Here is a 25,975-nt window from a genome sequence, read left to right as displayed (position 1 = left end):
TTTAGTGTTAGAATAAGATTATAAAAAATACGTTGGAGGAATTCATATGTTAACAAGTCAACAATTACAAGCTATTTTGCCACACCGATATCCATTTCTTTTGGTAGACCGTATTGTGGAGTTAGAAGAGGGCAAGCGCGCAGTGGGGTTGAAAAATGTAACGATTAATGAAGAGTTTTTTAAAGGTCATTTTCCACAGTATCCTGTGATGCCAGGTGTGCTAATTGTTGAAGCATTAGCACAGGTTAGTGCAGTGATTATGCTGACAAAGGCTGGGAATGAGGGAAGATTAGGTTTATTGGCAGGAATCGATCATTGTCGCTTTAAAAAGCAAGTAAAGCCTGGTGATCAGCTACATCTAGAAGTGGAGATTACGCGTGTGAAGGGCGCTGTTGGGAAAGGCAGAGGGATTGCAATGGTAGATGGAGAAATAGTTTGCGAGACGGATCTTGTTTTCGCTTTTGGATCTTAGAAAATGGAGGCTCTCGGTTGAATTACACATTTATGCTTTATATCGCCGTTTGTATCATGCAAATAGCGCTATTAACGAATATTACGATTGCTAAAGGCGCTTGGAATGGGGTGACAATGTGGCTTTGTACGGTAGTTTTTGTTTTCGCAACAGCTATTTTTGGATTAAGTAGAGCGCGGCAAAAAGACACTCAAAAATAAACGACTTTGCTTCAATTCGTACTACACGGCTCTCTTTCCTTCATATAGTAAATGGAGTGAAAGTTTTAATATGAGAGGGTGAGGGGGTTTGAGGGTCGCTTTTATAGAACATAAAGAAGAACAGCTACAGCCAGAGCAAGCGTTGGCGCACGATTTCTGTGATCAATTTGTGCAAAAGATGCATAAAAATATATTGCATAAAAAGCTTGATGAGGATGTGTATCAGTCCTATTTTGTTATCCTTCAGCAACAATATACAAGGCAAGAGCTGCGATTTATTGTCCATCTGTTAAAGGTACAGGCAAATGAGATAATACGCATGAAGCCCATGTTTATTACCATGAGTGGTGTTATTTTATCCATGTTTACATTGCTTGCTACAACCATCAATAGCAAACTCATGATCGGCATGTCGCTTGTCCAAATCGTTGCATTAGCCGTCTTGAGTTTTAATGTCGCCATTATATGGATTTCCTTTAAAATTGAAATCGAACATAAGCGGGTGCAGGCAGTGATTGCATTATTAGATTATTACGTAACAATTGTTTCAGAAGGGAGTTACCTTCGTGCAAAAGACAGTTGAACAATTACATTATTGGCTTATAAAAGTACCAGAAGTATTTCGTGTGATGACAGAAGCGGAAATAACACAACGACCTGCTCCAAAAAAATGGTCCAAAAAAGAAGTAATCGGTCATTTATGTGATTCGGCTATTGTCAATCTTGAACGATTTCTTCAAGTTCAGAATGAAGCTTCACCCTATGTAGTGACTACATACGACCAAGTACAATGGGTCGCGTTACAGGGCTATCAGGAATTACCGATAGAAGATATTTTAATGTTGTGGACAAGCATCAACAAAAAAATCATGTATGTACTTGACCACCTTGATGAAGAGACATTGGCCCAGCCATGTGTGATGAATCAACAACAAAGGACATTGGGATGGTTGATAGAGGAGTATATGGAACATCTGGCACATCATATCCACCACCAAATTTTAATGAATGAATGTGAAACATAAGCATTTTTTTAGGAAATCCTCAAATAATAAAGTACGAAAATAATTATTTGGGGACGTGAAAATGTGAAAAAGTTTTTATTGCTTTTACTACCACTTAGTCTAATCACGGTATCGCTTTTTTATGTAAAAGTGAGTTCTTCTGAAAATAAAGGAAGAAAGTATTATGAGGAAGCAGGTCAAATTCTTTGGGAAATTCAGACAGATGAAAAAATCATTGCCTTAACATTTGATGATGGGCCACATCGCAAATATACAGCGAATATCCTTGATGTATTGGAAAAATATAATGCAAAAGCAACCTTTTTTATTGTCGGTCAAAATGCAGAAAAAAATCCTGAGCTGATTACAAGAATGTACGAAGAAGGACATGAATTGGCCAATCATACCTATACACACCCTTTAAGAACAAATGTTACCAATTTAATGAAAGAAATACAGCAAACAGATGAAGTGATTGCAGGGATTACAGGCTATCAGCCAACATTATTTAGACCAGTTGAAGGACAATATACCGATGCGATGATTGATGCAATTTCAAAAAAAGGCTATAAGGTTGTTATGTGGTCTTGGCATTTAGATACGCTTGACTGGAAAAGCCCAGGTGTTCATCGCATCGTGAATACCGTTTTAAAAGGTGTGAAAGCAGGCAATATTGTCCTATTTCATGACGGTGGGGGAAATCGAGCACAAACGGTTCAGGCAATGGAACAAATCATACCGGAGCTTGAAAAACAGGGCTATCGGTTTGTGACGGTTTCTGAATTATTGGAAATCCAAAGGACACATAAGAAAATGGAAAAAAAACAGTAGTGTTGAAGCAGAAACGTCTTCAACACTTTTCTTTATGTAAAGGTTATTTAAACATTTTTTTGATGTGTTTAAGCTCAGCAATTAAATAATCAATTTGTTTCTGCATATTATCTATTTTAACTGTTTGATGCCCATTTCCATTGCCATTATTCGTTTGAGAAGAATCATTGTTCGCGTTTTGGAGCGCTTCTAATGCGAGTCCCGCTGCAATGGTTTGTAAACCATCCCCTAATGTTGAAATGGCTGTGCCAATATAGGATAGCTTAGCCGCATAAATTTCTATTGATTCATTGCCTTGGCTCGGTTTATTATTTCTCCCCATTGTTTTTCCTCCTTACATTTGTCATTACTTGCATCATATGCGACAACAAGTGAAAAGGCGATTCCGATGATCGTTGAATGATTCACTAAAAATGGTAAAATTAGTACAATCAACGGATTGGGGGACTAGCATTGACACACCATGTAGAGCTGATTGAAATGAATAGTGAGCTGTTAGAGGGAAAGGGTAGCTTTTGTTTACGAAGCAAGAAAAAAACAGAGGGCTATCAGAACAAAAACAAATGGCTTAATCAACAATTTGAAAAGGGCTTACATTACATACAAGTACTTGAAAATCAAAAACAAGTAGGTTTTATAGAATATACAGACGCGGAATACTCTTCAAGAGTTGTACATGCAGATGGCTATGTGGTGATTCACTGTTTATGGGTAAGTGCAGTGGGTAAGGGCTATGGTACACAATTACTGAAGAGGTGCTTAAAGGATGCCAAGGAACGTGGGAAAAAGGGAGTGGTGGTCATTACAAATGACCAAACTTCCTGGACGCCAAGCAAGGATTTATTTTTACAGCATCAGTTTCAGCATATGGCAACAGCACTCAATGATTTTGAATTATGGGCCTTTCCATTTCATGAAAGCGTTGAACGGCCATACTTTCCTGATAATTGGCAGGAACGATTAACGAGATTTCCTCATTTAACGATTTTACGTTCCTTTCAATGTCCATATGTAGACGTCGCCACGGAAAATATTCAATTAGCTGCCGAAAAATTAGGATTGCAGCCAGTGCTGGTGGATCTTCAAACGAGAGAAGAGCTGATGGAGAAATCACCGACACCATATGGTATTTTTTCAGTAGTTTATAAAGGACAATTGATTGCCTTTCATCGATTAACCGTGCATTCTGTATATAAAAAACTGCAAAAACTCATGAATAATTTCTGATAGGATGCAACTTTTTTGGACACTGGCACGTTATATTCTTATAGCATTTCTATGATTCTTTGAGTTTTTTGTTGACTGCTACTAGGAAATGAGTAAAATTAAAAGGCAGTACCATAATATGCCTAAACTTAGTAGTATGATGGCTGAATAGGTGCTGGAATGCTAGTTATAATGAAGCATGATCGGACAAGGTCTGTCATGAAATTTTGACAGTCTTTTTCTTTTCGTCTTCTGGATAACCTGTTAAGATGGTAGTAGTGTGACAACAAGTTAGTGTAAATGAGAGTGGTGACAATCAAGATGGATGAACAGAAAAAAGAAAGTACAGAACAGCAGCAGGAGCCGACTCCAGCTGAAATAAAGCCGGCAGGACAATTTATACAACTGAAACCGTTTAAATTTATCATGCTAATGTTCTTTACAATTCTTATTACGGCAGGTTTAACAATATTTGCGTTAACCTTTGGTGATAAGAAAGTAGTAGAAGTGAAAGTTCCGATTGAACGAGAGGAATTTACAAAATTATATGAAGCATTTGATTTACTGAAAAATAACTATTACCAAGATATTGACGATGAAAAAGTGGTCGATGGTGCGATCAATGGTATGTTTGATGCATTAGGCGATCCTTATTCCGATTTCATGGTAAAGGAAGAAGCGGATCAATTTAATTCTGGCTTATCTTCAAGCTTCCAAGGAATTGGTGCAGAAATCCAAGAACGTAATGGTTATATTACAGTTGTGTCACCTATCAAAAATTCTCCTGCTGAAAAGGCAGGCTTATTACCAAAAGATATTATCTTAACAGTTGATGGGAAAAGTATTCAGGGCTTAAGTGCAACAGAGGCAGTTGCACTGATTCGTGGCGAAAAAGGAACACCCGTAAAATTAACGGTAAAACGTGGCGAAAATACGGAACCTATTCAAATGACGATTGTTCGTGATGACATCCCAGTCGAAACCGTTTATGGTGAAATGCTGGATGGCAATATTGCCCATATTCAAGTTACATCATTTAGTGAACAAACTGCCCAAGAGCTTGAAAAAATCCTTACTGAGTATGAAGGCAAAGGAATGAAGGGCATTGTATTAGATTTACGTCAAAATCCTGGTGGCTACCTAAAGGCTGCAGTCGATATCTCTAATTTCTTTGTACCAGAAGGAAAGGCGATTGTGCAGGTACAAGAAAAAGATGCGGAGCCTCAAATTACAAATGCCATAGCAGGTAAAAAATATAACCTACCGATTACGGTACTAGTTGATAGTGGCAGTGCTTCAGCCTCTGAGATTTTGGCAGGAGCATTAAAAGAGTCAGTTGGTGCTAAAGTTGTTGGTGAAACATCATTCGGTAAAGGAACTGTCCAAAATGTTACACCATTAAAAGACGGCTCTAATTTGAAATTTACGACAGGTAAATGGTTAACACCGAAGGGCAACTGGATTAATGAAAAAGGAATTGAGCCTGATGTCAAAGTTGCGTATCCATCCTATGCCTCTTTACCATACTTGAATGCCTCTTTAGAAATGAAGACAGGCCTACAATCTGACTCTGTGAAAGCAGCAGAGGAGATGCTTCAGGTGCTAGGGTATGAGCCTGGTGAAGTAGATGGGATCTTTGATGACAATACCGCACAGGCAGTAGAAAAACTACAAGCAGCGAACAACCTTGAAGAAACAGGCATTCTAACAGGTAATACAACGTATGCTTTAATGGATGCGTTACGTGCAAAAATGAAAGCCGATGATCCTCAGTTACTAAAAGCGAAAGAGCTTCTTGTAGGAACAGCCGAAAAAACAGAGGAAACAACAAACTAACAATGTAGCTGTCGCAACAGTTGTCTTTCACGGCATCTGCGACAGCTTTTTTTATGGGAGGAACTAATATGAAAGATGTGTACCTATTTAGTGGCTTTTTAGGGAGTGGCAAAACATCCATGCTGACAGATGTCATTCGCCAGCTAAAAGAAAAGAAATTAAAGCCTGCTGTTATTATGAATGAGCTCGGGAAGCTGCCATTTGACTCGCAGGCAGTGGAAAAGGATATCCCGCTAAAGGAGATGCTAGAGGGCTGTATTTGCTGTTCGGGTGCTGAAAAAACAGAGGCACAAATTCAATCTCTTCTATTAGATAGTGATTTTGATGTGCTCATTATCGAAACAACAGGTGCAGCACATCCTGTAGAAGCTTTGGATGCCGTTTTTTCACCGCTTTTTGCAGATCAGCTCAATGTGAAAGGCATTATCACGGTGGCGGATTCTAAGCTCTGGCTACACCGTGATACATTAACACCACAAGTGCGCTCTTTATTTCTGGAGCAAATTCGCCATGCACATCTATTGTTAGCAAATAAAACAGACTTATTAACAGAGGCAGAGCAAGGTCAGGTCGTCTATGAACTACAGGGCTTGAACCCTCATGCCTTTATATTGCAAACGACAAATGGACGCTTACCACTCAGCTTATTAGAGGGGCTGAAGGCAACAACACAGGTCGATAAAGCAGATATAGTTAAAGCGCCAATAGCCTCAATGCAGCTGGGCTCTCGCTTAGTAGATTTTACAGATCAGGAATTTACACAGGAGCAGTTTGAAGATTGGGTGCGTGCATTACCTGAAACGATTTATCGTATGAAAGGCTATGTACCAATTAAGGGCATCAAAAACCCAATGTTGTTCCAATATGCTTATGGAATGGTGCAATGGCTCCCAGAATATCTGAAAATGCCAGCAAAACTTGTTATTATTGGAGAGAATGTTAGTGCTTTACCTGTTATTGGGATTAATTGAAGAATAAAGCAACCAGTGAATTTCTGCACGTGAACAACCTGTGTAGCTTTACACAGGTTGTTTTATTTTTATGTAAATGAAATGTAACGCTCTTGTAACACAATTGTAATATTAGGCTAACATGAGGCTACGACACTAGCCATCTCTAGGGTGATGCAAAGAAAGTAATGAAGAAAGGCGATGAAAAAATGAGTGTATAAAACATACATTTTTTATTCATATCAGCTGTTTATTTTCTAAAATATTTACGAGTTTAGGAGGGGTGTCAACCCTCTTTCAAACGTAAGTATTTCATAGATTGGTGAAACCTGCTAAAAAATAACGCGAAAAAAACGTGATTTTTCGCGCATTTTCTTCTTCGTTGGTGTAGTTAGCAGATGTTGGTAAGATTTTAATGAAAATCATCCCTTACGATTAGTGGCAGAGAAGGAGGAATTGCAAACATGAAAAAAACACTAACTGCAATTTGTGCAACATTTCTTTTAGCAGCTCCAATTCAAATAGCTTCTGCTGCTGCAAATACAACAGAGGGGAATTCCGTACAGCAATCAACAAACTGTAATGTTTATTATTATAAATGGTCAAACAATAATCATAAGTGGACGATTAAACTTCCACAGGCATCTACACCATCTAATGAGACGCCAACAACAAATAATACAACAACAACAAAGCCAAATAATAATCAATCATCACAAAATGAAAAGCCAGCAACACCACCAACTACTTCAACACCATCAACAACAACTTCAGATGTGGACGCATTTGAACAAGAAGTAGTAAAATTAACAAACGCTGAGCGTACAAAAGCTGGTTTATCACCACTTCAAACAGATGCAAAATTAATGGCTGCAGCTCGTGAAAAATCACAAGATATGCAAACAAATAAATATTTCTCACATACGAGCCCAACATTTGGTTCACCATTTGATCGTATGAAAGCTTTAGGTATCGCTTATAAAGCTGCAGGTGAAAACATTGCTCAAGGTCAACGTTCACCACAAGAAGTAGTACAAGCGTGGATGGACTCACCAGGACACCGTGCGAACATTTTAAACGGTAAATTTACACACATCGGTGTAGGTTATGTGAAATCGGGTAACTACTGGACACAACAATTTATCCAAAAATAATCATTTATTAATAGAAAGATGCTCTATAAGTCTATAAAGGCTTATAGAGCATCTTTTTTTATTGAATTAATGGTAAAATTTGATGAGAAAGGGAGGATAGAATTGAAACAATATAGCATAGCAATGGCGATTTTCTCATTAGCCGTGTCGTTTTTAATAGGAAGCTGGCTCATCGCCACTAGTTTAAAAGAGCAGCCAAAGGAATCCGTGCAACACCAGCTATTGTCACAACAAGAGGCAGCTGATTATTTAGGAATCAATGTAGTGGAAGTGCTAAAATTAACAGAAGTGCCAGACGGATCTAATAGCTACATAAGCGAAATCCCTCATGTAAAGGTAGGGGACAAAGTCTATTATCCAAAGCAAGCCATTGATCGCTGGCTATTGGATATGGAATTAATCGTAGTACCTTAAGAAAAACATATGAACTATTTCTTTGGATAGGGGCATCACTTAATAAAAAAGAGCGATTCTCCAGCGAAAAATGGTCGATGAAAATTTTCTTTCTCTTTTATAAATAGTAGTTTTTAAACTGTATTTTGGGGGAATTGATAAATAAGTAGTGGGTAAAAAGTAGGGAGAGGTGAGATGGATGAAAAAGCCGAATCTATTAAAGCAGTTTTTTACAAAAGAAGAAAGACCGCATACGTTTGCGCTGGCAACAGCTCAAGACCATCGTTTATTTTCATATGCCATGTCCTTTGCCAAGTACCACCCCGATATGATGATTGTGTTTTCGGCAGATGGCGAAATTATTTACGTCAATCAAGAAGCACTCTATGAACTATTACAATATCGACCTAGTCATGCAGAAGATTTTAAGAAAATTCTGACTGATGTAGATTATAAACGATTAAAAAGAGCGTTCAATCGAACATTACGAGGAAAGTCGGTCAAGATTGATATTGAAAGACTACAGCATCAAGGACAAAACCTAAGCCTCGTACTGACGTTTATACCAATCAAAAATGACGACAATCAGGCCGAGGGGCTCTATTTAATCATTGAAGATATGTCCACGTATTCAGCCATGAAGCATCAGTTAATGCTACATGAGAAGCATTTAAATTACGCCCAGCATATTGCGGCAGTTGGGAGCTGGGAGTACTTTATTCAGCATGACAAACTGTTTTGCTCAGATAACTTTTATCATATTTTTGGCTTTGCACGTTCAGATAACGATGGTATTGATCACGTTTTCCAGTTCATTCATCCAGATGATTATGAAAGGACATATGATGCATTTAATCATGCTCGAAAAGGGACTAATTTTGACAGTGACTTCCGAATTTATCACGGTAAAACCAATGAACTGCGTTTTCTACAGGCAGCCGCCGAAGTCATATGGAAGGATGACAAGCCCTTTAAGATGATTGGGGTTGTCAAAGACGAAACAGCTTTCAAACTACTTGAGAAAACACTAAATGATACATTAGCCAACTATCATTCTATCTTTGACAATTTAGATGCAGGGATTTGGATGCGAGATTCCATTCGGGGCAATATGCTGTTCGCCTCTAAAGGGTTGGAAGGAATTCTTGGTATTCCATTAGCTAAGCTTTATGATGACTCAGAAGTATGGATTAATATGATTCATCCTGCACATCGTGAGGAGGTATTAGCGTATACAGATCATCTCGCTTCAGGCAAAAGCTATCAAGTGATTTATCGTATCCTAACGGGGGAGAATCAGACAAAGTGGTTGCTGGAGCAAATTGTGCCGAGACTAGATCAGCAAGGGGAGGTCAACCATATTTTCGGCTTAGTAACTGATATTACAAAGGAGATTGAACGAGAAAAGAAGCTTAATTATTTAGTGTATTATGATGAATTGACAGGTTTACCAAATCGCTTGAGCCTACATGATAAAGTTGATACCCTATGCTTAGCTGGCGAACCCTTCGCACTATTATATATTTCGATTAACCGCTTTCATATCTTAAATAATGCGCTAGGTACAAAAATCGGTGATGAGCTTCTGCGCACGGTGACCAACTACTTTTCAACACTAACAGATGATCACAGTTACATGGCACGTTTAGACAATCAGCATTTTATCATTGTCATAAAAAAATATGGGAGCAAGCAACATATTTACGCGCTGGCTAGCCGTATACTGAAAACCTTTGATATACCTTTTTCGGTAAAAGACTATCGCTTGCACCTATCTGCTAGCATAGGTATTGCTTTTTATCCAGAGGAGGGCTTAACGAGAAACATTTTATTAGAAAATGCATATTCAGCTTTATGCTATGCGCAACAGCAGGGAAGGAATCGTTTTCATATTTATGCCTTTACAGAGGATATTACTTCCTATAAACAGTATGTGTTAGACCGAGATATGCGACAAGCCATGTTAAATGAGGAATTCGAATTATATTTCCAACCATTGGTAGAGCCGCAAAAGGGGGTTATCAACGGTGCAGAAGCGTTGATTCGTTGGCATCATAAAGAATGGGGCCTTGTGTCACCTGGTGAATTTATTCCATTAGCGGAAGAAAACCATATGATTCACATCATTACAGATTGGGTGATTAAAAAAGCATGTGCGTTGTTACAGCACTGGAAGCAGCAAGGGCATGTGCTGCGAACAATTAGTATTAAGATATCGCCAATCCGTCTAATGAAAAAGGGCTTTATTCAGTTTGTCCAAGAGCAATTACAGGTAAATTCGATTGACGCTCATTATATACAGTTCGAGATTAGCGAAAGTACCATCTTAAAAAATAGTACAAGTGTGATGACCGTTCTTAAAGAATTACAAGACATCGGTGTCAAAATTGCTATTGGTGATTTTGGAACAGGCTACTCTTCCTTAGAATCATTGCGAACATTCCAACCAACGACACTCCATATCTATGAAGCGTTTATCCGTGAAATTCGTCATGACCGTCCGATTGAAAATGGACTCATTTCAGCAACGATTTATTTAGCCAAAATGCTTGGTATTCAGGTTGTGGCAAAAGGAGTTGAAAGTTACGAGCAATTTATCTTTTTAAAGCAGCAAGAATGTGATTATTTGCAAGGTAGTATTTATACGAAGGCTGTTCCCGCGAAAGCTTTTGAAAAAATGCTGGCACAAGGCATTTTAACACCACAAAAAGCGATTGTTCATAAAAAACCTGTGGTGGAGCGACGCAAATATTATCGTTTTCAATTCCCGGCCTATGTGAAGGGCTTCATGACAATTATCGAAATGAATGAGCAAAAAATTAATATCGGTCATACCCCGATCATCATTGAAAATATTAGCTTAGGCGGCATGAAGATTCGCTCTTCTTTGAAGCTACCCGTTAATCAAACGATGAAATTTAAATTTAGCTTTATTTTAATGAATCAATCATTTAACCTAGAGGGTACTTTTAGATGGACCTTAGAAGAAAAATACCAAATCTATTCTTATGGCGTCGCCTTTAATTTGACGCAGGAGGATGAAGGAAAATTAGCCCCGATCATCAATCGAATGACAGCCTTGCATAATCACCATGAAAAAATAGAGGGAACGCCCTTTATGTATGAGGATATTGAAGCTTATTTTAAAAAATAGCTGATCATGAAGATGCCCAAATGTTCTAGAGGGCATCTTTTTTTCATGGCGTGGAATCACACGAACTAAGCGTTTGAAATACACGAAAAATGCTTATACTCTCCAGTAGAGGAGGCGTTTTATGGATAAAGTGGAGTATATGATCAAAAGCCTACAAAAAGCATTCTACCATTCCTCGGATTTGACCGTCAGACAAATAGATTGGCATGAAGGGGACACGGCTATTTTATGCTTTTACGCTTCTCTTGTTGATGCGAAGGAAGTCCAAAAAATACTGGATACCATTTATGCACGTTTAGATACAGAAAAACCTTTTTGGAGTGAAACCCTACTTACAACACTCGATAATTTTGCGCTACCGCAAGCGATTGAACGGGTTTGCCAAGGTGAAACGCTCGTGATTTTGCCTGATACGGGAAAAATGCTGACGTTAGCGATTACCAATGAAGTTCGTCGTAATCTTGAGGAGCCAAACAATGAACATATTCTGCGAGGCTCCCATGAAGGTCTTGTGGAGCGGGCGGATACCAATTTAACATTGATACGAAAGCGAGTGAATAATCCCGCTCTTGTGGTCAAATCTTTTACAATTGGACAACAAACTAACACTAAAGCTTATTATCTCTATATGGATGGGGTTATACGGCCTGAAACCTTACAAGAGATGGAAAAGCGGATTGCAGACATTAAAATCGACTATTTTTATAGTATTGGCCAGTTAAGTGATGCACTAGAGGATTCCGTGTTATCGCCATTTCCACAATTGTTAAATACAGAGCATCCAGATCGTGTGGTAGCCCACTTAGTGGAGAGTAAAATTGTGGTCATGACCAATATTTCGCCGTCTGCCTTGATTGGCCCTGTGACATTTTTCTCTTTCTATCAAACACCTGATGACTATAATAGTCGGGTAGTGGTTGGCTCTTTTTATAAAATAGTGCGTTTACTGTCGTTTGTAACGGCGGTTTTTTTACCAGCATTTTATATTGCTGTGATTAGCTTTCACTTTGAGGTATTACCCTTAGAATTAAGTAATCAAGTAAAAAATGATGTTAATGATATACCTTATCGACCGTTAATTGAAGCACTGATACTTGAGATTATTATGGAGCTCATTCGAGAATCAAGTATTCGTTTACCACAATCAGTAGGGCAAACGATTGGGATCGTAGGGGGATTAGTGATAGGAGATGCCATTGTAAGTGCGGGACTCGTGTCGAACTTAATGGTCATTGTTGTCGCCTTAACGGCCATTTCAAGCTATGTTGTCCCGTCCGTTGAATTGAATAGCACGATTCGCATGATCCGTTTTCCGTTTATGCTACTTGCCTCATTATTTGGGTTTTTAGGCATTGTGGTAGGAGTTGTCATCCTATTAATTCATTTAATTAGTTTAACGTCATTGAAACAGCCGTATTTTTCACCTATCGTACCATTTCAACCGAAAGCTGTTTATAAAATTTTTTTACGCTGGCCATTTATTAGACCGACAGTCCAAGTTACTTCCTTTCAACCACCGAAGGATGAAAAGGGAAAAAATGAGGATACACCATGAATTTTTCTCTATCAAAGGCACAATTTTTTTTACTACTCTTTATCATTCAGACAGGTGTTGTCTACATTGCCTTTCAAACACCGTTAATCATATACAGTCAACATAGTGCATGGTATGTCTTCTTCCTTGCTAGCATCTTCCATTACGGCTTGCTGTTATTTTTTGAACGCTATTATCAATTTTTCTTTTTAAATGGGTTCTTTCGCTGGGTCTATCTGATCTATTGGTTATTAATAACAGCTGTATTAATTGCCTATATGGGGTATGTTCTGGCCTCATGGGTCTTGCCCCGAACACCTGAATGGATTGTTGTCATGATGATTGTAGGGCTATCTTTGTATGCCAATTTAGTTAGACCAGAAACCATCATCAATATTGGTGTCATGCTAATTCCTATTATTTTCCTCTTTGTCATTTTTTTAATGCTGGCTATTCCAGATTTAACGTGGAGTAATCTTTTTCCCGTTGAGTGGAACAATACTAGGCAAATCATGGCGGGCATGATTCATAGCATGTATGCCTTTTTTGGGATTGAAATGTACCTCCTTTATCGTCCATTTCTCAAACAGGATTTACAGGTGAAGGGAAAGCCCTTATTGATTTATCAACTCGTCATTTTTATCTTTTATTTTATTTCGGTTGTCTTTACACAAATGTTCTTTGCTTTGGAGGAGGTTCAACTAATACCAGAGCCTATTATGTATATTTTAAAATCACAGGAAGTGAATTTTGTAAAACGGCTGGATATTTTTTTCATCTATATTTGGCTTTCTTTGTCCATTGTTACGGTCATGATCTACGGTTTGTCCTTTCGTGTGCTTTATTTGTCAAAAAAACGGAAGCATCCGAAACGAAGTATTGTTTTTTTTCATCTTCTCTTAGCCATCCTGCCGCTATTTGTCATGCAATTTCAGCGCATTGAGTTTATCAAAAATTCTATACACTACGTACTCATTGTGTTTACGATTCTACTACCAATGATGATAATTTGTTGGAATAAATGGAGGGGAAAACGTGTATCGTAAAGGGATTATGCTCCTCTTGTCTATGTTACTTTTAGCTGGCTGTTGGGATGAACGACTTTATAAAAACGCTTCCGTTGTGACGCTCGTTGGGGTGGACGGATATATAGGGGCATACAAGGGATATTATGCCTATCCGAATACAGCAGCTCAGCAAAATGAAGTGATTGAAGCGGACGGCATTTCACCAAGAGATGTACGGAATCAAGCCAATTTAAAAGTAGAACAAACACTTGATTTATCTGAGTTATCGACCATCCTTGTATCGGACCAAACGGTAAGAGAGCCTCTTTATGATATTTTGGATATTTATTTTCGTGATCCCCAAAACCCGATTTCGATAAAAATTGCTGTAACAGAAGGGGATGTCAAGCCGTTTATAGAGCTAACAAAGGATTTAGCAGGGGGGGCAGGAGGCTATTATGAACGTTTTATGGAAAGCACAGAGGAAAATACAATTTTTCCGAAATTAGATTTACAGACGGTTGGCTCCATGCTATTTGAACAGACAATTGATATAGCACTTCCGTATATTCAGTTAAGTGAGGATAAAAAGCATGCTGTTGCGGCAGGTGTCGCTTTGTTCTCAGGTCAAACGTTTACGGGTACAATATTAACACCAAAACAATCTCTCACGATGCTTCTCTTAATGAATCAACCTAGCAAACAAGCGCGGATGAGCTATATGTGGAAGCATGATGGAAAATCGATGCCAATCACGGCTGATGTTATTCATATCAAGCGTCAATGGACGGTGAATGAGGAATTAAAAAGAATAGACATGGATTATCTCATAGAGGTAGAAATTGAGGAATTTGCACATGACCATTTATATAAAGACCCCGTTTTCAAGGAGGTTCAGCAGTTGATTCAAGATCATGTGCAGGGAGAGTTTGAGGAGGTTTTGCGGATTCTTCAAGGTCAGCAATCGGATACGTTGGGGATTGGTCGATATATTCGTGCTTATCACCCCAAAATGTTTCAGAAGGATTGGCATGCTGTCTATGCATCCTTACAGCTAGTGCCGTCTGTTCAAGTGAAAATCATTCGCACAGGTGTTTTACGCTAAAAAAATCGCCTTTCTCAAGTTAGAGAAAAGCGATTTTTTGTTGTTAAACAGTGACTCTTTTTTGAACAACCAATAGACGAATTAAAAGAGTAATTGCGCCCATTGTTAAACCTGCCACAAGGCCAATCCAATAGCCAAATGGGCCGAAATCCGTATGTGTGGCAAGGGTATACCCAACTGGCAAGCCAATTACCCAATAAGATATAATGGCCATGATAAACGTGATCATAACATCTTTATAGCCTCTCAATGCGCCTTGTACTGGTGCTTGTATTGCATCAGATAGCTGGAAAATGGCTGCGTAGACTAAAAATTGTACGGCATACTCAAGTACCATCTGATCTGTCGTATACATATGTGCTACAGGTTCACGTAAAATAAACAAGATGCAAGCTGATATAAAGCTAAATAAAATGGCTGTGCCGACACATAGATAACTATACATACGAGCATCTCGCATGCGACCAGCGCCGATCTCAAAACCTACTAATATTGTGACACCCATAGAAATACTGAGCGGAACCATGTATAACAGAGAAGTGAAATTGATGGCAATCTGATGGGCTGCTATGATTTCTGTGCTAAAATTACTCATCATCATGGTCACAGCAGAAAAAATACTTGTTTCTGCAAATAGGGAAATACCGATCGGAACCCCAATCAATAAAATTTCCTTCCATCGAAGCCATTCAAGCTTAGGCCAATCATGAAACAGACGGAATCGTTCGAACGGTACTCGTTTAGCGATGATCCATACTGTAATCATGAATATTAGCCAGTACGTTATTGCTGTCGCTACACCAGCTCCGACGCCGCCAAGCTCAGGCGCACCAAATTTGCCGAAAATAAAGATATAGTTCAGCACGATATTAATGGGTGTTGTCATTAAGGTAATGATCATCGTGACCCGTGTCTGACCAAGGGCGTCAATAAAGCAACGCATAACAAAAAATAAGAAAAGTGGCAAAAGACCCGCACACATCGCATAGATGTAGCCTTTTGCAATGCTATGTACAGCAGACTCTAAGTTCATCTTACTAAGTATCCAATCAATGCCAAAGAAGAGTCCTGTAAAAATAAGGATCGCCAGCAATATGGCGACATAAATGCCTTGCTGGACTGCCTTTTTTGCATCCATCTCTTTTTTCGCTCCCACAAGCTGTGAGACAATTGGCGTAATAGCTAGGAGTATACCTGAAAGTCCAGTATAAATCGGCATCCAGATAGAGGAACCAATCGAAACACCTGCTAAATCAACCGTCCCGTAACGACTGGACATTAAAATATCAAAAAATGAAATAAGATAAATAGCTACCTGTGTCACTAAAATAGGGACAATCATTTTTAAGAGTAGCACGTATTTTTCCTTAATTGTGGATGTTTGATACATATTTTCTACTTCCTTCATGAACATAATGAACAAGTATAGCATATGTAAAGAGAGAAAAGCTGAAATTTTCATGCTTCATCTATATCTTTTCGTCAGCATATAGTAAAATAGAACACTGTAAACAAAAAGTAGTGCTAACTACAATGGTTTTTAAGGAATAGGAGAATTTGTGTGAAACAACAAACAATCATTTTAACCGGTGGTGGGACAGCTGGCCATGTATCGTTAAATCAGGCGATACTCCCGTCTTTACTAGAACTTGGTTATGATGTCCACTATATTGGCTCAGAGCAAGGTATTGAAAAAGAATTAATTGGCGAGGCGTTCCCCGATGTTCCGTTTTATGGCATTGCGAGTGGTAAATTGCGTCGTTATTTCTCCATGAAAAATTTTACAGATCCATTTAAAGTGCTTGCTGGAATGATGCAGGCTTTTCGTATTATTAAAAAAGTGAAGCCACAGGTTGTCTTTTCAAAGGGAGGGTTTGTCTCTGTACCCGTTGTGATGGCAGCGAAATTAGCAGGTGTGCCAGTCGTCATCCATGAATCTGATGTAACACCTGGTCTTGCCAATAAAATAGCCTTACCTTTTGCTTCGCATGTATTCACAATTTTTGAAGAAACTCTGAAGCATTTACCTCAAGAGAAGGCTACTTGCACAGGCTCCATTATTCGTCCTGAGTTATTTGAGGGAGAAAGAGCAAGGGGGCTAGCTTTCTGCGGCTTTTCTACTTTAAAGCCTGTTTTACTTGTTATGGGAGGGAGTTTAGGCTCTGTTGTCTTAAATGAGGCACTACGTAAAAACTTACCAGAGCTCCTCAAGCAATTTCACATCATTCATTTATGTGGGAAGGGGAATTATGATGAAGCACTGGAGGCAATGCCAGGCTACAAGCAATTTGAGTATGTGACAACTGAGTTACCTGATTTATTGCATGCTGCAGACTTTATTGTGTCACGAGCAGGCTCTAACTCCATTTTTGAATTTTTAGCGCTTCACAAGCCGATGCTATTAGTACCTCTCTCAGCGCAAAAAAGCCGTGGAGATCAAATTTTAAATGCCAACTTGTTTAAAAAACAAGGTTACGCAGAAGTGTTACAGGAAGACGAGTTGACAAAGGAATCTTTTATGAAGTCTGTTCATACACTAACAGAGCGTAAAGTGGAAATGGTGGAGACAATGGCAAAAACGCAAAAACCAAAAACACCAGATGAAATGGCGTCATTAATTTTACGGTACAAGAAATAAGTGCTATTTGAAAAAAGAAAAGAAGCTATGAGGTAGGTCGAAATGACAAAACCTTATAGCTTCTCTTTTATATATACACACTACATTGCTTGCTCTTCGCCTTCTTGCATTTGGTGTGCCGTTGTTAGGTAGAATAAATCTTTTGGAATTTTAAATAAATTAAATTGTGCCTCACCGCTATTAACCTGCGCTAATAATGTTGGATGACTTTCATTGGCACTCACCACATAGGGAAGCTTTAAAGCAGCACGCTGTGATTTTAAATTTTCAACACGTATACGGAGAAAGACCGTATGAAAATTATAGTCAAAAAATAACTCGTTCAAAAATAACATTTTTGCTTTTTGATTATAACCTTTACCTTGGTAAGGGAGTCCAATCCACGTTCCTAGAAAGCCTGCACCGTCCTCCACATCGTGAATACTAATGGTGCCGATTGGTTGACCCCAGTCATCAGTTATGGTCCTCGAGATAGCGAGTCCTCTCGCTTCCTCTTCAATCAGTTGTTTTGTCATAAACCAATATTCATCAGCGGATGTGGCTTTTTGACGGACAAAAGGGAATACAGAAGGGTGTGATAATAGCTCATAAAGCTCTGTACATTCATGCAGGTCTCGATGTTTAAGCATACGAAACGCCTCCTTTACTAGGGTAGTTAAAACAATTCCGTTGAAGCATAAAGAAGAAAACTAAAATTCGTACTGGAATTAAAACCCAAAGAACTAGACGTTATAACTATGATATTCCATAATCTCCCGCTGTCTTACTGATTTCGACCATACCGAAAAAAGGCTAGTTTTTTAAATATAATATAACATATAAACTGCTTGATGCAATCATTTTGCTCGTAAAAAAACAAAATTTGAGTTTAATAGTCAGTAAATTCTGATAAATGAAATGTGATTATCCATAATATTGTTGTTTTTTAGCATTAAGACTAACCTATCAATTTTAACTAATATTAATCATTTATCTACATCTTTAGTAGGATTGTTGGCTTGTTATAATAGGTAATATATCAAATATTATCCTTAAAAGGATATAATTTTTACGATTCTAGAAAGGTAATTTTTTATTTTTATGTTATAATAGTAGTATTATTTTTAATCTAACAACACATACATACGAACATTTCTATCATGATGGCAATGGCTTTTCTGGAGGTGACAGCATGGAGTATATTTTAAGCGAAGATTTCTTTAACTCATTATTTATTGGCAAGGATTTTGTTTTTCTCGTGAAAAAAGTAGGGGACGATTATCAATATATTCGCTTAAATCAAGCAGCTCAGGATCTGTTATCGAATGAGGCGATTGGTAAAATGATTTCGACCGTTACCTCAAAGCGTAATTTTTTGATCATTCAGAAAAATTACCATGAGGCCATTAGAGAACATAAACAGGTTGACTATGTAGATTATGCATATGTTCAGTCGGAGGTTCGTAAATATGAAACATCCGTCAGACCGTTGAAATATAAGAACGAAGACTATATTTTAGCCATCACGAAGGAAATACTTTATGACCGCAGTATTGAAGATAAATTTTTATTTATGCGGTCCATGTTTGACCATGCCTTTTTCTCAACAGTCATTTTATCGGCTGAAGGAATGATATACGAAGTGAATTCAAGCTTTATGGAAGATTTTCAATTAGATAATGAAACCGTCAAACAGAAAATGTTTGTGGATTTACCGATTATTCCAAAGGAAGAAGTTGAACAAATAAAAATTTGTTTGCAGAAAGCTGCAAGAGGGGAAAACGTTGGCGAGAAGTTTATTAAATTGCATACATTGGACCAGCAGGAACGCATGTATTTACTGTCACTATCACCAGTGATGCAGGATGATAATTCCTTTGCCATATTTCTTATCATGCAAGATTTTACACAATTTACTTTACAAAAAGCAGAATTACGCTCGAAGTCTCACGGGCTAGAAGTATTTAAATCTGCACTAAATTCAGCTACAGCCATTGCTGTATTAGATCATAATTGTAACATTACCGAAGTGAGTGAGATGTTTTTACAGGCTTCTGGCTACACGGCGGAGGAGTTAATCGGTCAGCCCTACGCATTGATCGAACCACGATTCCGTGGGCAAGACCTTTTTCAAATAATTGAAGATAAGCTGGACACGATGGGAATGTGGCGTGGAGAACTTTGTTATCGAACGAAATATCATGCCGATTACTGGGTAGAAACTACCATTGTTCCATTAAAAGATGAGTTTGGTCAAATCGAACAAATTTTAACCATTAACTATGATATTACGGATAAGAAAAGAATGTTCACAGAATTAAAAAATATTGAACGTACTTTCAGACTCATCACAGAAAATACAAATGATTTAATTGTGATTACAAATGAGGATGGCATTATTATTTATGCTTCCCCGTCCTATGGTATTTATTTAGGTTATGAAAATGTAGAGCTACAAGGACAGTTTTACAGTGACATTATTGATCGAGAAAGTAAAGGCGAATGGCAAACATTCTTGAATAATTATACAGGGCAAACAGATTCACAGTTTGAACTTTTACTGAAGGCGAAAGATGGAACACCAATATGGACAGAAGGAAATGTCACGGTTGTGCACGACCCTGAACGTGAAAAAGTTTCTCAAATTATGATGGTGTCTCGTGAAATTACACATCGCAAAGAAAGGGAAAATGATTTGCTGTATTTAGCCTATCACGACGCTTTAACACAGCTACCTAATCGGCGTTTTTTAGAAAAGGAGTTTCCTAAAATCCTAGCAGAAGCAAATGAAAATCAAACCTGTGTGGCGATGCTCTATATAGATGGTGATGATTTTAAAGAAGTAAATGATCGCTTTGGCCATGAGACGGGCGATGCGTTTATTCAGCGATTCGGCAGTTCCTTGAACAAAACAGTTCGAAGCCATGATATGGTTATTCGAATAGGTGGCGATGAATTTATTGTCATCTTAACTGGCTTAACAAGAGATCAGGAAAAAAGACATCATCAAATTATGCATATTATTCGACGGATTCGTGATGAATTAGCAGAAGGCTGGATGATAGAGGACCATCTTTTTACACCAACTGCTTCAATTGGCATTGCCTATTACCCAGACCATGCTCGAACATTGGATGAGCTAATGGATTTAGCTGACCAAGCATTATATAAATCAAAAGAGTCGGGGAAAAACAACCTCTCCATTTCAGATATACATTAAAAAGTCTGTCCACAAGGTTTTCCTTGTGAGACAGACTTTTTATTTGATGTTATGCTATAACAGTATAGGGATAAAAATCCTACATCGTTATTTTGGAATAGAAGGTGATATGATGCCTAAGAAGATATTGTTGGTAGAAGATGAAAAGCATATCGCTCGCTTTGTCGAACTTGAATTACAACACGAAGGCTATGAAGTAAAAACTGCCTTTGATGGTCGAGAAGGATTGGCTTTGGCAACATCGGAAAATTTTGATGTACTTTTACTGGATGTGATGTTACCAAGTATTAATGGGATTGAGATTTGCCGTCGCATCCGAACACAATCACAAGTACCGATCCTTTTATTAACGGCACGAGATGCTGTGATGGATCGTGTAGCAGGACTCGATGCAGGGGCTGATGACTATATCGTCAAACCTTTTGCGATTGAAGAGCTGCTGGCTAGGATACGGACGATTTTACGTCGTGTCACGCCAGAGCAGACAAGCAGTGAATCTTTATGCCTACGGGATATTGAAATAGATGTAGCTGCCTATGAAGTTTTCGTTCAGGGGAATAAACTTGATCTAACAAAGACAGAATATGACTTATTGAAACTATTAATTGAGCACAAAAATAGAGTATGTACACGAGAGCATATTTTAACATCCGTTTGGGGCTATGATACGGATATCGAGACCAACGTGGTAGATGTTTATATCAGACATTTACGTACAAAGCTCCCTGGGGCGATGAATGATTATATTGAAACCGTTCGCGGTGTTGGGTATGTGATGCGAGAATGAATAAGTTAAGAAATTATTTACGTCAGCAGTCCCTGCAAAAAAAATGGATGCTGACCTCAAGCAGTGTCATCTTTATTAGCTTTACGATAATTTGTGTAGTCGTCTATCTTTCTCTGCATACATGGTTATTAAATGATGAGGAGAGTAAGGTCAATCGGACAAGTAAGGATATCATCTCTTTTTTAGAGTCCCAAGGTCCTACAATTACCATTCAGCAAATTCAGCAAAATACAGGCTTGCTCAAATCGATTGCGGATCGTGATGAGACGGTCCGAATATTTAATGCTGATGGGGTGGATATTTTACGAATCAATGATACCTCTGCTGCTGCACCACTTAATTCGTTGCAGGAAATTTTTGAGATGACCATTGATAAGCAGGATGTGCTGGTCATCAATGAACCGATTCGGATGGGCTTTTTCCAAGGCTATATTCAGGTGATTCATCCGTTAACTAGTTTTCAATCTCTCATGCATTATCTTTTGACAGCCATGCTGATTGCAGGGTTAGGAGCCTTAGTGTTATCTGGCTCTATTGGCTATTATCTAGCGAACTATTTAATGAAGCCACTACACGAATTGCGTGCATCCATGAAAACTGTGATGGATCAAGGATTTAAGGAGCCTATACAGCTAACCTATACATCACATGACGAAATTGGTGATTTACTGAAGATGTATAATGCCATGATGAACGAGCTGCAAATCTCATTTACCCAGCAGCAGCAATTTGTCGCCGATGCTTCTCATGAGCTGCGTACACCGATTCAAGCAATTGAAGGGCATCTTTCTCTTTTAAAAAGATGGGGCAAACATGATCCTGCCATATTAGAGGAATCCATTGATACCTCCTTAACAGAAATTGCTCGTATGCGCAAAATGATTGAGGAATTATTAGAACTTGCACGGCGTGAGGAAAAAGATGAAACAAGTGAGGCCAATGCATTAGTGGTCATCGAAGCAGTGATGGATGAGGTAAAGCTTGTTCATCCACAAGCGCGAATATCGCTGTCGAAACATGGTGAAATTGGTCCGTTATTTATCACCGAAAATGCACTAAGTCAAATCGTTCGTAATATAATAGAGAATGCCATTCGTTATTGTGAAAAAATTCCTGAGATACAAATTTCTATTTCTGTTGCTGGAAATTATGCATGTTTAGAAATTACTGATAATGGTATAGGAATAGCACAAGACAATATTCCGTTTATCTTTGATCGTTTTTATCGAGTGGATGAAGCAAGAAATCGCCAAATTGGTGGAACAGGCTTAGGGCTTAGTATTTCGAAGATGTTACTTGAAAAATACAATGCCACAGTAGAAGTCAAGAGTGAGGTTAATATTGGAACCGTTTTCTCGCTGAAAATCCCGCTAAAATATTAAGAAAAATACACGCTTTATTTCATTATTCTATCCTTTGCGAAAAAAATTGCTTAATTTGCTAAAAAGAGTTGTATTTTTTGTGAAGAGTAGTAAGATTGAGATGGAAAAAACGTTCTTTAAAATATGGAAAAGTAGTGAGAAACATTCTTTTAAAGAACGGCTAAATATTATATAATTAATTGCAATTTAATTAATGGAACTGCCGAAAGGCAAAATTTGGAGGTCATTTTTCATGTCGAACAACGTTACAACTGTAAGTTCTCCATGGTCAGCTTTCTCTGGTCCTAACCTAGGATATGTGATGGAGCAATACGACTTATTCTTACAGTCTCCTGAAGAAGTAGAACCGGAGTTAGTTTCTTTATTCCAACAATTTGGTGCACCAGTAGTAGTAGAAGGTGAAGTAGCTGTAGCTAGTCATACAGCAGCGGCTCCTGCTGGCGATTACAAAAAAGTGTTAGCCGCTGTAAAACTAGCAGATGCAATTCGTTCACGCGGTCATTTAGCAGCAGATATCTATCCTCTGAAAAACCGTGAACTACAAACAGCTCAAATTGAAGAAAGCGCGTTCAACTTAAGCGCTGCAGATTTAGCTGAAATTCCTGCAGCAATCTTCTTCAAAGATGTGCCAGCAAACGTGAAAAATGGTAAGGATGCAATCGACTATTTAAAAGCTATTTATACAGATAAAGTAGCATTTGAATATGGTCACGTAGTAGCTACTGAAGAACGTGATTGGATTCAAGCGCAAATCGAATCAGGCTCATTCAAACAAGCATTATCTGCGGATGAGAAGAAAGCCTTATTAGATCGTTTAACTCGCGTTGAAAATTTCGAGAAATTTATTCATAAAACTTTTGTAGGACAAAAGCGTTTCTCTGGTGAGGGCTTAGATACGCAAATCGTTCTATTTGATGAAATTATTAAAACGGCAGAAGCAAAAAATGTGGAAAACGTACGTATTGGTATGGCACACCGTGGTCGCTTAAACGTTTTAACACACATTTTAAATAAACCTTATGACATGATGTTCTCTGATTTTGCACATGTTTCCAATGATTTATTTATGCCAGAGCATGGCCGCCTTGAAATTACAAAAGGTTGGACAGGTGATGTGAAATACCACATGGGTGCTTCTTACAACCGTGAATCCGGTATGAATGTGAAATTGGCTTACAACCCATCTCACTTAGAAGTGGGCAATCCAGTAGTACTTGGTGCTACTCGTGCAACACAAGATGATACATCTAAACCAGGGCAACCTATTTTTGACCGTACAAAGGGCTTAGGCATTCTTGTACACGGTGATGCTGCATTCCCAGGTCAAGGGATTGTAACAGAAGTGTTAAACTTCGCTAAAACAGAAGGCTTTACAACAGGTGGAACAATCCATATTATCGCAAACAATATGATTGGATTCACAACAGAACATTATGATTCTCGTTCTTCTGTGTATTCTTCTGACCCTGCAAAAGGCTATGAAGTACCAGTAATCCATGTCAACGCAGATAGCCCAGAGGCAGTAGTGCAAGTTGGACGTTTTGCGGCAAACTACCGTCAAACATTTGGCAAAGACATTATTGTGGACTTAGTAGGTTACCGTCGCCATGGTCATAATGAAACAGATGACCCAACAGTGACAAACCCAGAAACATACAAATTAGTGTCTAAACATGAAACAGTGCGTGCATTATATGGTGCACAATTAGTGGCAGAAGGTCTTGTAACTGCTGATGATGTAGCTGCACTAGATACAGCTATCTATGCAGAAATGCAAGCAGCCTATGACCACGTCAAAGAAATGGCAGAAAAAGATGATCATCATCATTTAGAAATGCCAGAAGAATTAAAAGTAGAGTTCCCACAAATTGATACAGCAGTAGGTGCGGAACGTTTAGAAAAAATCAATGAAGAGCTTTTAGTGTTTGAAGAAAACTTCGAACCACAGAAAAAGCTTGGTAAAATCTTAGAAAAACGCCGTGATGCTTATGCGTCTGCAAAAGTTGACTGGGGTCATGCTGAAACTTTAGCGTATGCAACGATTATTCAAGATGGAACACCAGTACGCTTTACAGGTCAAGATGCACAACGTGGTACATTCTCTCAACGTCACTTAGTACTGCATGATAAAAACAATGGCAATGTCTTCACACCACTACACCATATTTCTGGTGCGAACGCATCCTTTACAGTACACAACTCTCCACTGACTGAAGCTGGGGTGGTAGGCTTTGAGTATGGTTACAACCTAGAAAATAGCCATGTACTAACAGTATGGGAAGCACAATTCGGTGACTTTGCGAATATGGCACAAGTGATGTTTGATAACTTTATTTCAGGGGCACGCTCAAAATGGGGTCAAAAATCTGGTCTAGTTATCCTTTTACCTCATGGTTATGAAGGTCAAGGTCCAGAGCACTCTTCAAGCCGTATGGAACGCTATTTACAAATGTCAGCTGAAAATAACTGGTTTGTAGCGAACTGTTCAAATGCAGGAAACTACTACCACTTATTACGCCGTCAAGCAGCATTATTAGGTACAGAAGGGGTACGTCCACTTGTAGTCGTATCACCAAAATCATTATTACGTCACCCATTAGCTGCGGCGAATGCTGAGCAATTAGCAAATGGTTCATTCCAAGAAGTGATTGAACAACCAGGCTTAGGGGCTAAACCAGAAGCTGTAGAGCGTATCGTTTTAGGTACAGGTAAAGTGATGATCGACTTAGCAGAGCGCGTGAAAGACGGCGAAGGCTTCGATCACCTACACATTATTCGTGTAGAACAACTTTACCCATTCCCAAAAGAGCAAGTAGCTGGTATCATTGCTAAGTATCCTAATGCAAAAGAGATTGTTTGGGTACAAGAAGAACCTAAAAACCAAGGCTCATGGAATTATGCATTAGAAACATTATATGAACTTTCAGAAGGTAAAAAACTTCGCTATGTAGGCCGTCCTGCAATGAGCTCAACTTCTGAAGGGGATGCAGATTCTCATAAAGCAGCACAAGCAGCTCTTATTGAAGAAGCGGTTGCTGAGCCAGTAAAGGTTAAATAACATATATCAATTTTTGAAACCGGGCTACTTGCCCTTAAGCAGTAGCCCTTCTATGTGCGTCATGC

At 38.5% G+C, this 25,975-nt stretch carries 22 protein-coding genes; 19 read left to right on the top strand and 3 right to left on the bottom strand.

All coding sequences use genetic code 11. From position 1 onward, the window contains the following. Nucleotides 1-46 precede the first annotated feature (46 nt). From fabZ to ACMGGO_RS11440, 5 genes are all read left to right on the top strand, one after another. Entirely contained in the window at nucleotides 47-472 is a 426-nt protein-coding gene (gene fabZ / locus ACMGGO_RS11460) for a 3-hydroxyacyl-ACP dehydratase FabZ (protein ID WP_048392930.1), read from the top strand. 17 nt (nucleotides 473-489) lie between these two features. Continuing rightward, nucleotides 490-672 carry a hypothetical protein gene (locus ACMGGO_RS11455; protein WP_319840420.1) on the top strand — a complete coding sequence of 61 codons (183 nt, stop codon included), beginning with the start codon at nucleotides 490-492 and terminating at the stop codon, nucleotides 670-672. Nucleotides 673-760: 88 nt separating this feature from the next. Further along, nucleotides 761-1,255: a hydroxymyristoyl-ACP dehydratase gene (locus tag ACMGGO_RS11450; protein WP_333880916.1), complete on the top strand. Its 495-nt coding sequence runs from the start codon at nucleotides 761-763 to the stop codon at nucleotides 1,253-1,255. Then, nucleotides 1,239-1,697 (top strand): DinB family protein, encoded by a 459-nt coding sequence (locus tag ACMGGO_RS11445; RefSeq protein WP_279494956.1) that lies wholly within the window; start codon nucleotides 1,239-1,241, stop codon nucleotides 1,695-1,697. The genes ACMGGO_RS11450 and ACMGGO_RS11445 overlap by 17 nt, the downstream gene beginning before the upstream one ends. 63 nt (nucleotides 1,698-1,760) lie before the next feature. Then, nucleotides 1,761-2,507, top strand: a complete 747-nt coding sequence (locus ACMGGO_RS11440) for a polysaccharide deacetylase family protein (RefSeq protein WP_374805458.1) — start codon at nucleotides 1,761-1,763, stop codon at nucleotides 2,505-2,507. A 43-nt stretch (nucleotides 2,508-2,550) separates the two neighbouring features. Here the strand turns inward: ACMGGO_RS11440 and ACMGGO_RS11435 are convergent, their stop codons facing one another. Next, on the bottom strand, nucleotides 2,551-2,829 hold the full coding sequence (locus ACMGGO_RS11435) for a hypothetical protein (RefSeq protein ID WP_048392921.1): 279 nt from the start codon (nucleotides 2,827-2,829) through the stop codon (nucleotides 2,551-2,553). A 131-nt stretch (nucleotides 2,830-2,960) separates the two neighbouring features. Between ACMGGO_RS11435 and ACMGGO_RS11430 the strand changes: the two genes are divergently transcribed. From ACMGGO_RS11430 to ACMGGO_RS11390, 9 genes are all read left to right on the top strand, one after another. Next, nucleotides 2,961-3,734: a GNAT family N-acetyltransferase gene (locus ACMGGO_RS11430; RefSeq protein WP_115673563.1), complete on the top strand. Its 774-nt coding sequence runs from the start codon at nucleotides 2,961-2,963 to the stop codon at nucleotides 3,732-3,734. A gap of 300 nt (nucleotides 3,735-4,034) precedes the next feature. Further along, on the top strand, nucleotides 4,035-5,549 hold the full coding sequence (locus tag ACMGGO_RS11425; protein WP_048392917.1) for a S41 family peptidase: 1,515 nt from the start codon (nucleotides 4,035-4,037) through the stop codon (nucleotides 5,547-5,549). 68 nt (nucleotides 5,550-5,617) lie between these two features. Continuing rightward, nucleotides 5,618-6,520, top strand: a complete 903-nt coding sequence (locus ACMGGO_RS11420; RefSeq protein WP_374805461.1) for a CobW family GTP-binding protein — start codon at nucleotides 5,618-5,620, stop codon at nucleotides 6,518-6,520. 443 nt (nucleotides 6,521-6,963) lie between these two features. After that, nucleotides 6,964-7,653 (top strand): CAP domain-containing protein, encoded by a 690-nt coding sequence (locus ACMGGO_RS11415; protein ID WP_374805463.1) that lies wholly within the window; start codon nucleotides 6,964-6,966, stop codon nucleotides 7,651-7,653. 102 nt (nucleotides 7,654-7,755) lie between these two features. Next, a complete protein-coding gene (locus ACMGGO_RS11410; protein WP_374805465.1) occupies nucleotides 7,756-8,067 on the top strand; it encodes a helix-turn-helix domain-containing protein in 312 nt (103 codons plus the stop codon). A gap of 178 nt (nucleotides 8,068-8,245) precedes the next feature. Then, complete coding sequence (locus ACMGGO_RS11405; RefSeq protein WP_374805467.1) at nucleotides 8,246-11,200, top strand: EAL domain-containing protein; 2,955 nt, start codon at nucleotides 8,246-8,248, stop codon at nucleotides 11,198-11,200. A gap of 121 nt (nucleotides 11,201-11,321) precedes the next feature. Then, a complete protein-coding gene (locus ACMGGO_RS11400) occupies nucleotides 11,322-12,755 on the top strand; it encodes a spore germination protein (protein ID WP_374805469.1) in 1,434 nt (477 codons plus the stop codon). Further along, nucleotides 12,752-13,780, top strand: coding sequence for a GerAB/ArcD/ProY family transporter (locus ACMGGO_RS11395; protein ID WP_374805471.1), 1,029 nt, complete (start codon nucleotides 12,752-12,754; stop codon nucleotides 13,778-13,780). Before ACMGGO_RS11400 ends, ACMGGO_RS11395 begins: the two co-directional genes overlap by 4 nt. Continuing rightward, on the top strand, nucleotides 13,770-14,846 hold the full coding sequence (locus tag ACMGGO_RS11390; RefSeq protein ID WP_048392902.1) for a Ger(x)C family spore germination protein: 1,077 nt from the start codon (nucleotides 13,770-13,772) through the stop codon (nucleotides 14,844-14,846). The genes ACMGGO_RS11395 and ACMGGO_RS11390 overlap by 11 nt, the downstream gene beginning before the upstream one ends. Before the next feature lie 43 nt (nucleotides 14,847-14,889). Here ACMGGO_RS11390 and ACMGGO_RS11385 read toward each other — a convergent pair whose 3' ends face one another. Beyond that, on the bottom strand, nucleotides 14,890-16,236 hold the full coding sequence (locus ACMGGO_RS11385) for an MATE family efflux transporter (protein WP_048392901.1): 1,347 nt from the start codon (nucleotides 16,234-16,236) through the stop codon (nucleotides 14,890-14,892). 171 nt (nucleotides 16,237-16,407) lie between these two features. Here ACMGGO_RS11385 and ACMGGO_RS11380 point away from each other — a divergent pair, with 171 nt between their 5' ends. After that, the gene (locus ACMGGO_RS11380) at nucleotides 16,408-17,484 is read left to right on the top strand and encodes an undecaprenyldiphospho-muramoylpentapeptide beta-N-acetylglucosaminyltransferase (RefSeq protein ID WP_048392899.1); all 1,077 of its coding nucleotides are present in this window, start codon (nucleotides 16,408-16,410) and stop codon (nucleotides 17,482-17,484) included. 80 nt (nucleotides 17,485-17,564) lie between these two features. Here the strand turns inward: ACMGGO_RS11380 and ACMGGO_RS11375 are convergent, their stop codons facing one another. Continuing rightward, on the bottom strand, nucleotides 17,565-18,113 hold the full coding sequence (locus tag ACMGGO_RS11375; RefSeq protein WP_004230128.1) for a GNAT family N-acetyltransferase: 549 nt from the start codon (nucleotides 18,111-18,113) through the stop codon (nucleotides 17,565-17,567). A gap of 542 nt (nucleotides 18,114-18,655) precedes the next feature. Between ACMGGO_RS11375 and ACMGGO_RS11370 the strand changes: the two genes are divergently transcribed. From ACMGGO_RS11370 to ACMGGO_RS11355, 4 genes are all read left to right on the top strand, one after another. Next, the gene (locus ACMGGO_RS11370; protein WP_269898492.1) at nucleotides 18,656-20,683 is read left to right on the top strand and encodes a diguanylate cyclase domain-containing protein; all 2,028 of its coding nucleotides are present in this window, start codon (nucleotides 18,656-18,658) and stop codon (nucleotides 20,681-20,683) included. 112 nt (nucleotides 20,684-20,795) lie between these two features. Next, nucleotides 20,796-21,470, top strand: a complete 675-nt coding sequence (locus ACMGGO_RS11365; protein ID WP_279494970.1) for a response regulator transcription factor — start codon at nucleotides 20,796-20,798, stop codon at nucleotides 21,468-21,470. Beyond that, nucleotides 21,467-22,852, top strand: coding sequence for a HAMP domain-containing sensor histidine kinase (locus ACMGGO_RS11360; RefSeq protein ID WP_054548609.1), 1,386 nt, complete (start codon nucleotides 21,467-21,469; stop codon nucleotides 22,850-22,852). The genes ACMGGO_RS11365 and ACMGGO_RS11360 overlap by 4 nt, the downstream gene beginning before the upstream one ends. A 232-nt stretch (nucleotides 22,853-23,084) precedes the next feature. Further along, nucleotides 23,085-25,910: a 2-oxoglutarate dehydrogenase E1 component gene (locus tag ACMGGO_RS11355; RefSeq protein WP_048392890.1), complete on the top strand. Its 2,826-nt coding sequence runs from the start codon at nucleotides 23,085-23,087 to the stop codon at nucleotides 25,908-25,910. The last annotated feature ends 65 nt before the right edge of the window (nucleotides 25,911-25,975 follow it).

The organism is Lysinibacillus sp. BNK-21 (genome assembly GCF_048684915.1).
GTDB lineage: Bacteria > Bacillota > Bacilli > Bacillales_A > Planococcaceae > Lysinibacillus > Lysinibacillus capsici.
The sequence above is the reverse complement of the archived record's forward strand: the minus strand, read 5'-3'. Positions and strand labels throughout refer to the sequence as shown.

What these genes read in the sequence shown, in the direction of transcription:
- fabZ (WP_048392930.1), top strand. Translation starts at nt 47, where the DNA reads ATGTTAACAAGTCAACAATTACAAGCTATTTTGCCACACCGATATCCA.
- ACMGGO_RS11435 (WP_048392921.1), bottom strand. Translation starts at nt 2,829, where the DNA reads ATGGGGAGAAATAATAAACCGAGCCAAGGCAATGAATCAATAGAAATT.
- ACMGGO_RS11425 (WP_048392917.1), top strand. Translation starts at nt 4,035, where the DNA reads ATGGATGAACAGAAAAAAGAAAGTACAGAACAGCAGCAGGAGCCGACT.
- ACMGGO_RS11420 (WP_374805461.1), top strand. Translation starts at nt 5,618, where the DNA reads ATGAAAGATGTGTACCTATTTAGTGGCTTTTTAGGGAGTGGCAAAACA.
- ACMGGO_RS11415 (WP_374805463.1), top strand. Translation starts at nt 6,964, where the DNA reads ATGAAAAAAACACTAACTGCAATTTGTGCAACATTTCTTTTAGCAGCT.
- ACMGGO_RS11405 (WP_374805467.1), top strand. Translation starts at nt 8,246, where the DNA reads ATGAAAAAGCCGAATCTATTAAAGCAGTTTTTTACAAAAGAAGAAAGA.
- ACMGGO_RS11400 (WP_374805469.1), top strand. Translation starts at nt 11,322, where the DNA reads ATGGATAAAGTGGAGTATATGATCAAAAGCCTACAAAAAGCATTCTAC.
- ACMGGO_RS11395 (WP_374805471.1), top strand. Translation starts at nt 12,752, where the DNA reads ATGAATTTTTCTCTATCAAAGGCACAATTTTTTTTACTACTCTTTATC.
- ACMGGO_RS11385 (WP_048392901.1), bottom strand. Translation starts at nt 16,236, where the DNA reads ATGTATCAAACATCCACAATTAAGGAAAAATACGTGCTACTCTTAAAA.
- ACMGGO_RS11375 (WP_004230128.1), bottom strand. Translation starts at nt 18,113, where the DNA reads ATGCTTAAACATCGAGACCTGCATGAATGTACAGAGCTTTATGAGCTA.
- ACMGGO_RS11370 (WP_269898492.1), top strand. Translation starts at nt 18,656, where the DNA reads ATGGAGTATATTTTAAGCGAAGATTTCTTTAACTCATTATTTATTGGC.
- ACMGGO_RS11365 (WP_279494970.1), top strand. Translation starts at nt 20,796, where the DNA reads ATGCCTAAGAAGATATTGTTGGTAGAAGATGAAAAGCATATCGCTCGC.
- ACMGGO_RS11360 (WP_054548609.1), top strand. Translation starts at nt 21,467, where the DNA reads ATGAATAAGTTAAGAAATTATTTACGTCAGCAGTCCCTGCAAAAAAAA.
- ACMGGO_RS11355 (WP_048392890.1), top strand. Translation starts at nt 23,085, where the DNA reads ATGTCGAACAACGTTACAACTGTAAGTTCTCCATGGTCAGCTTTCTCT.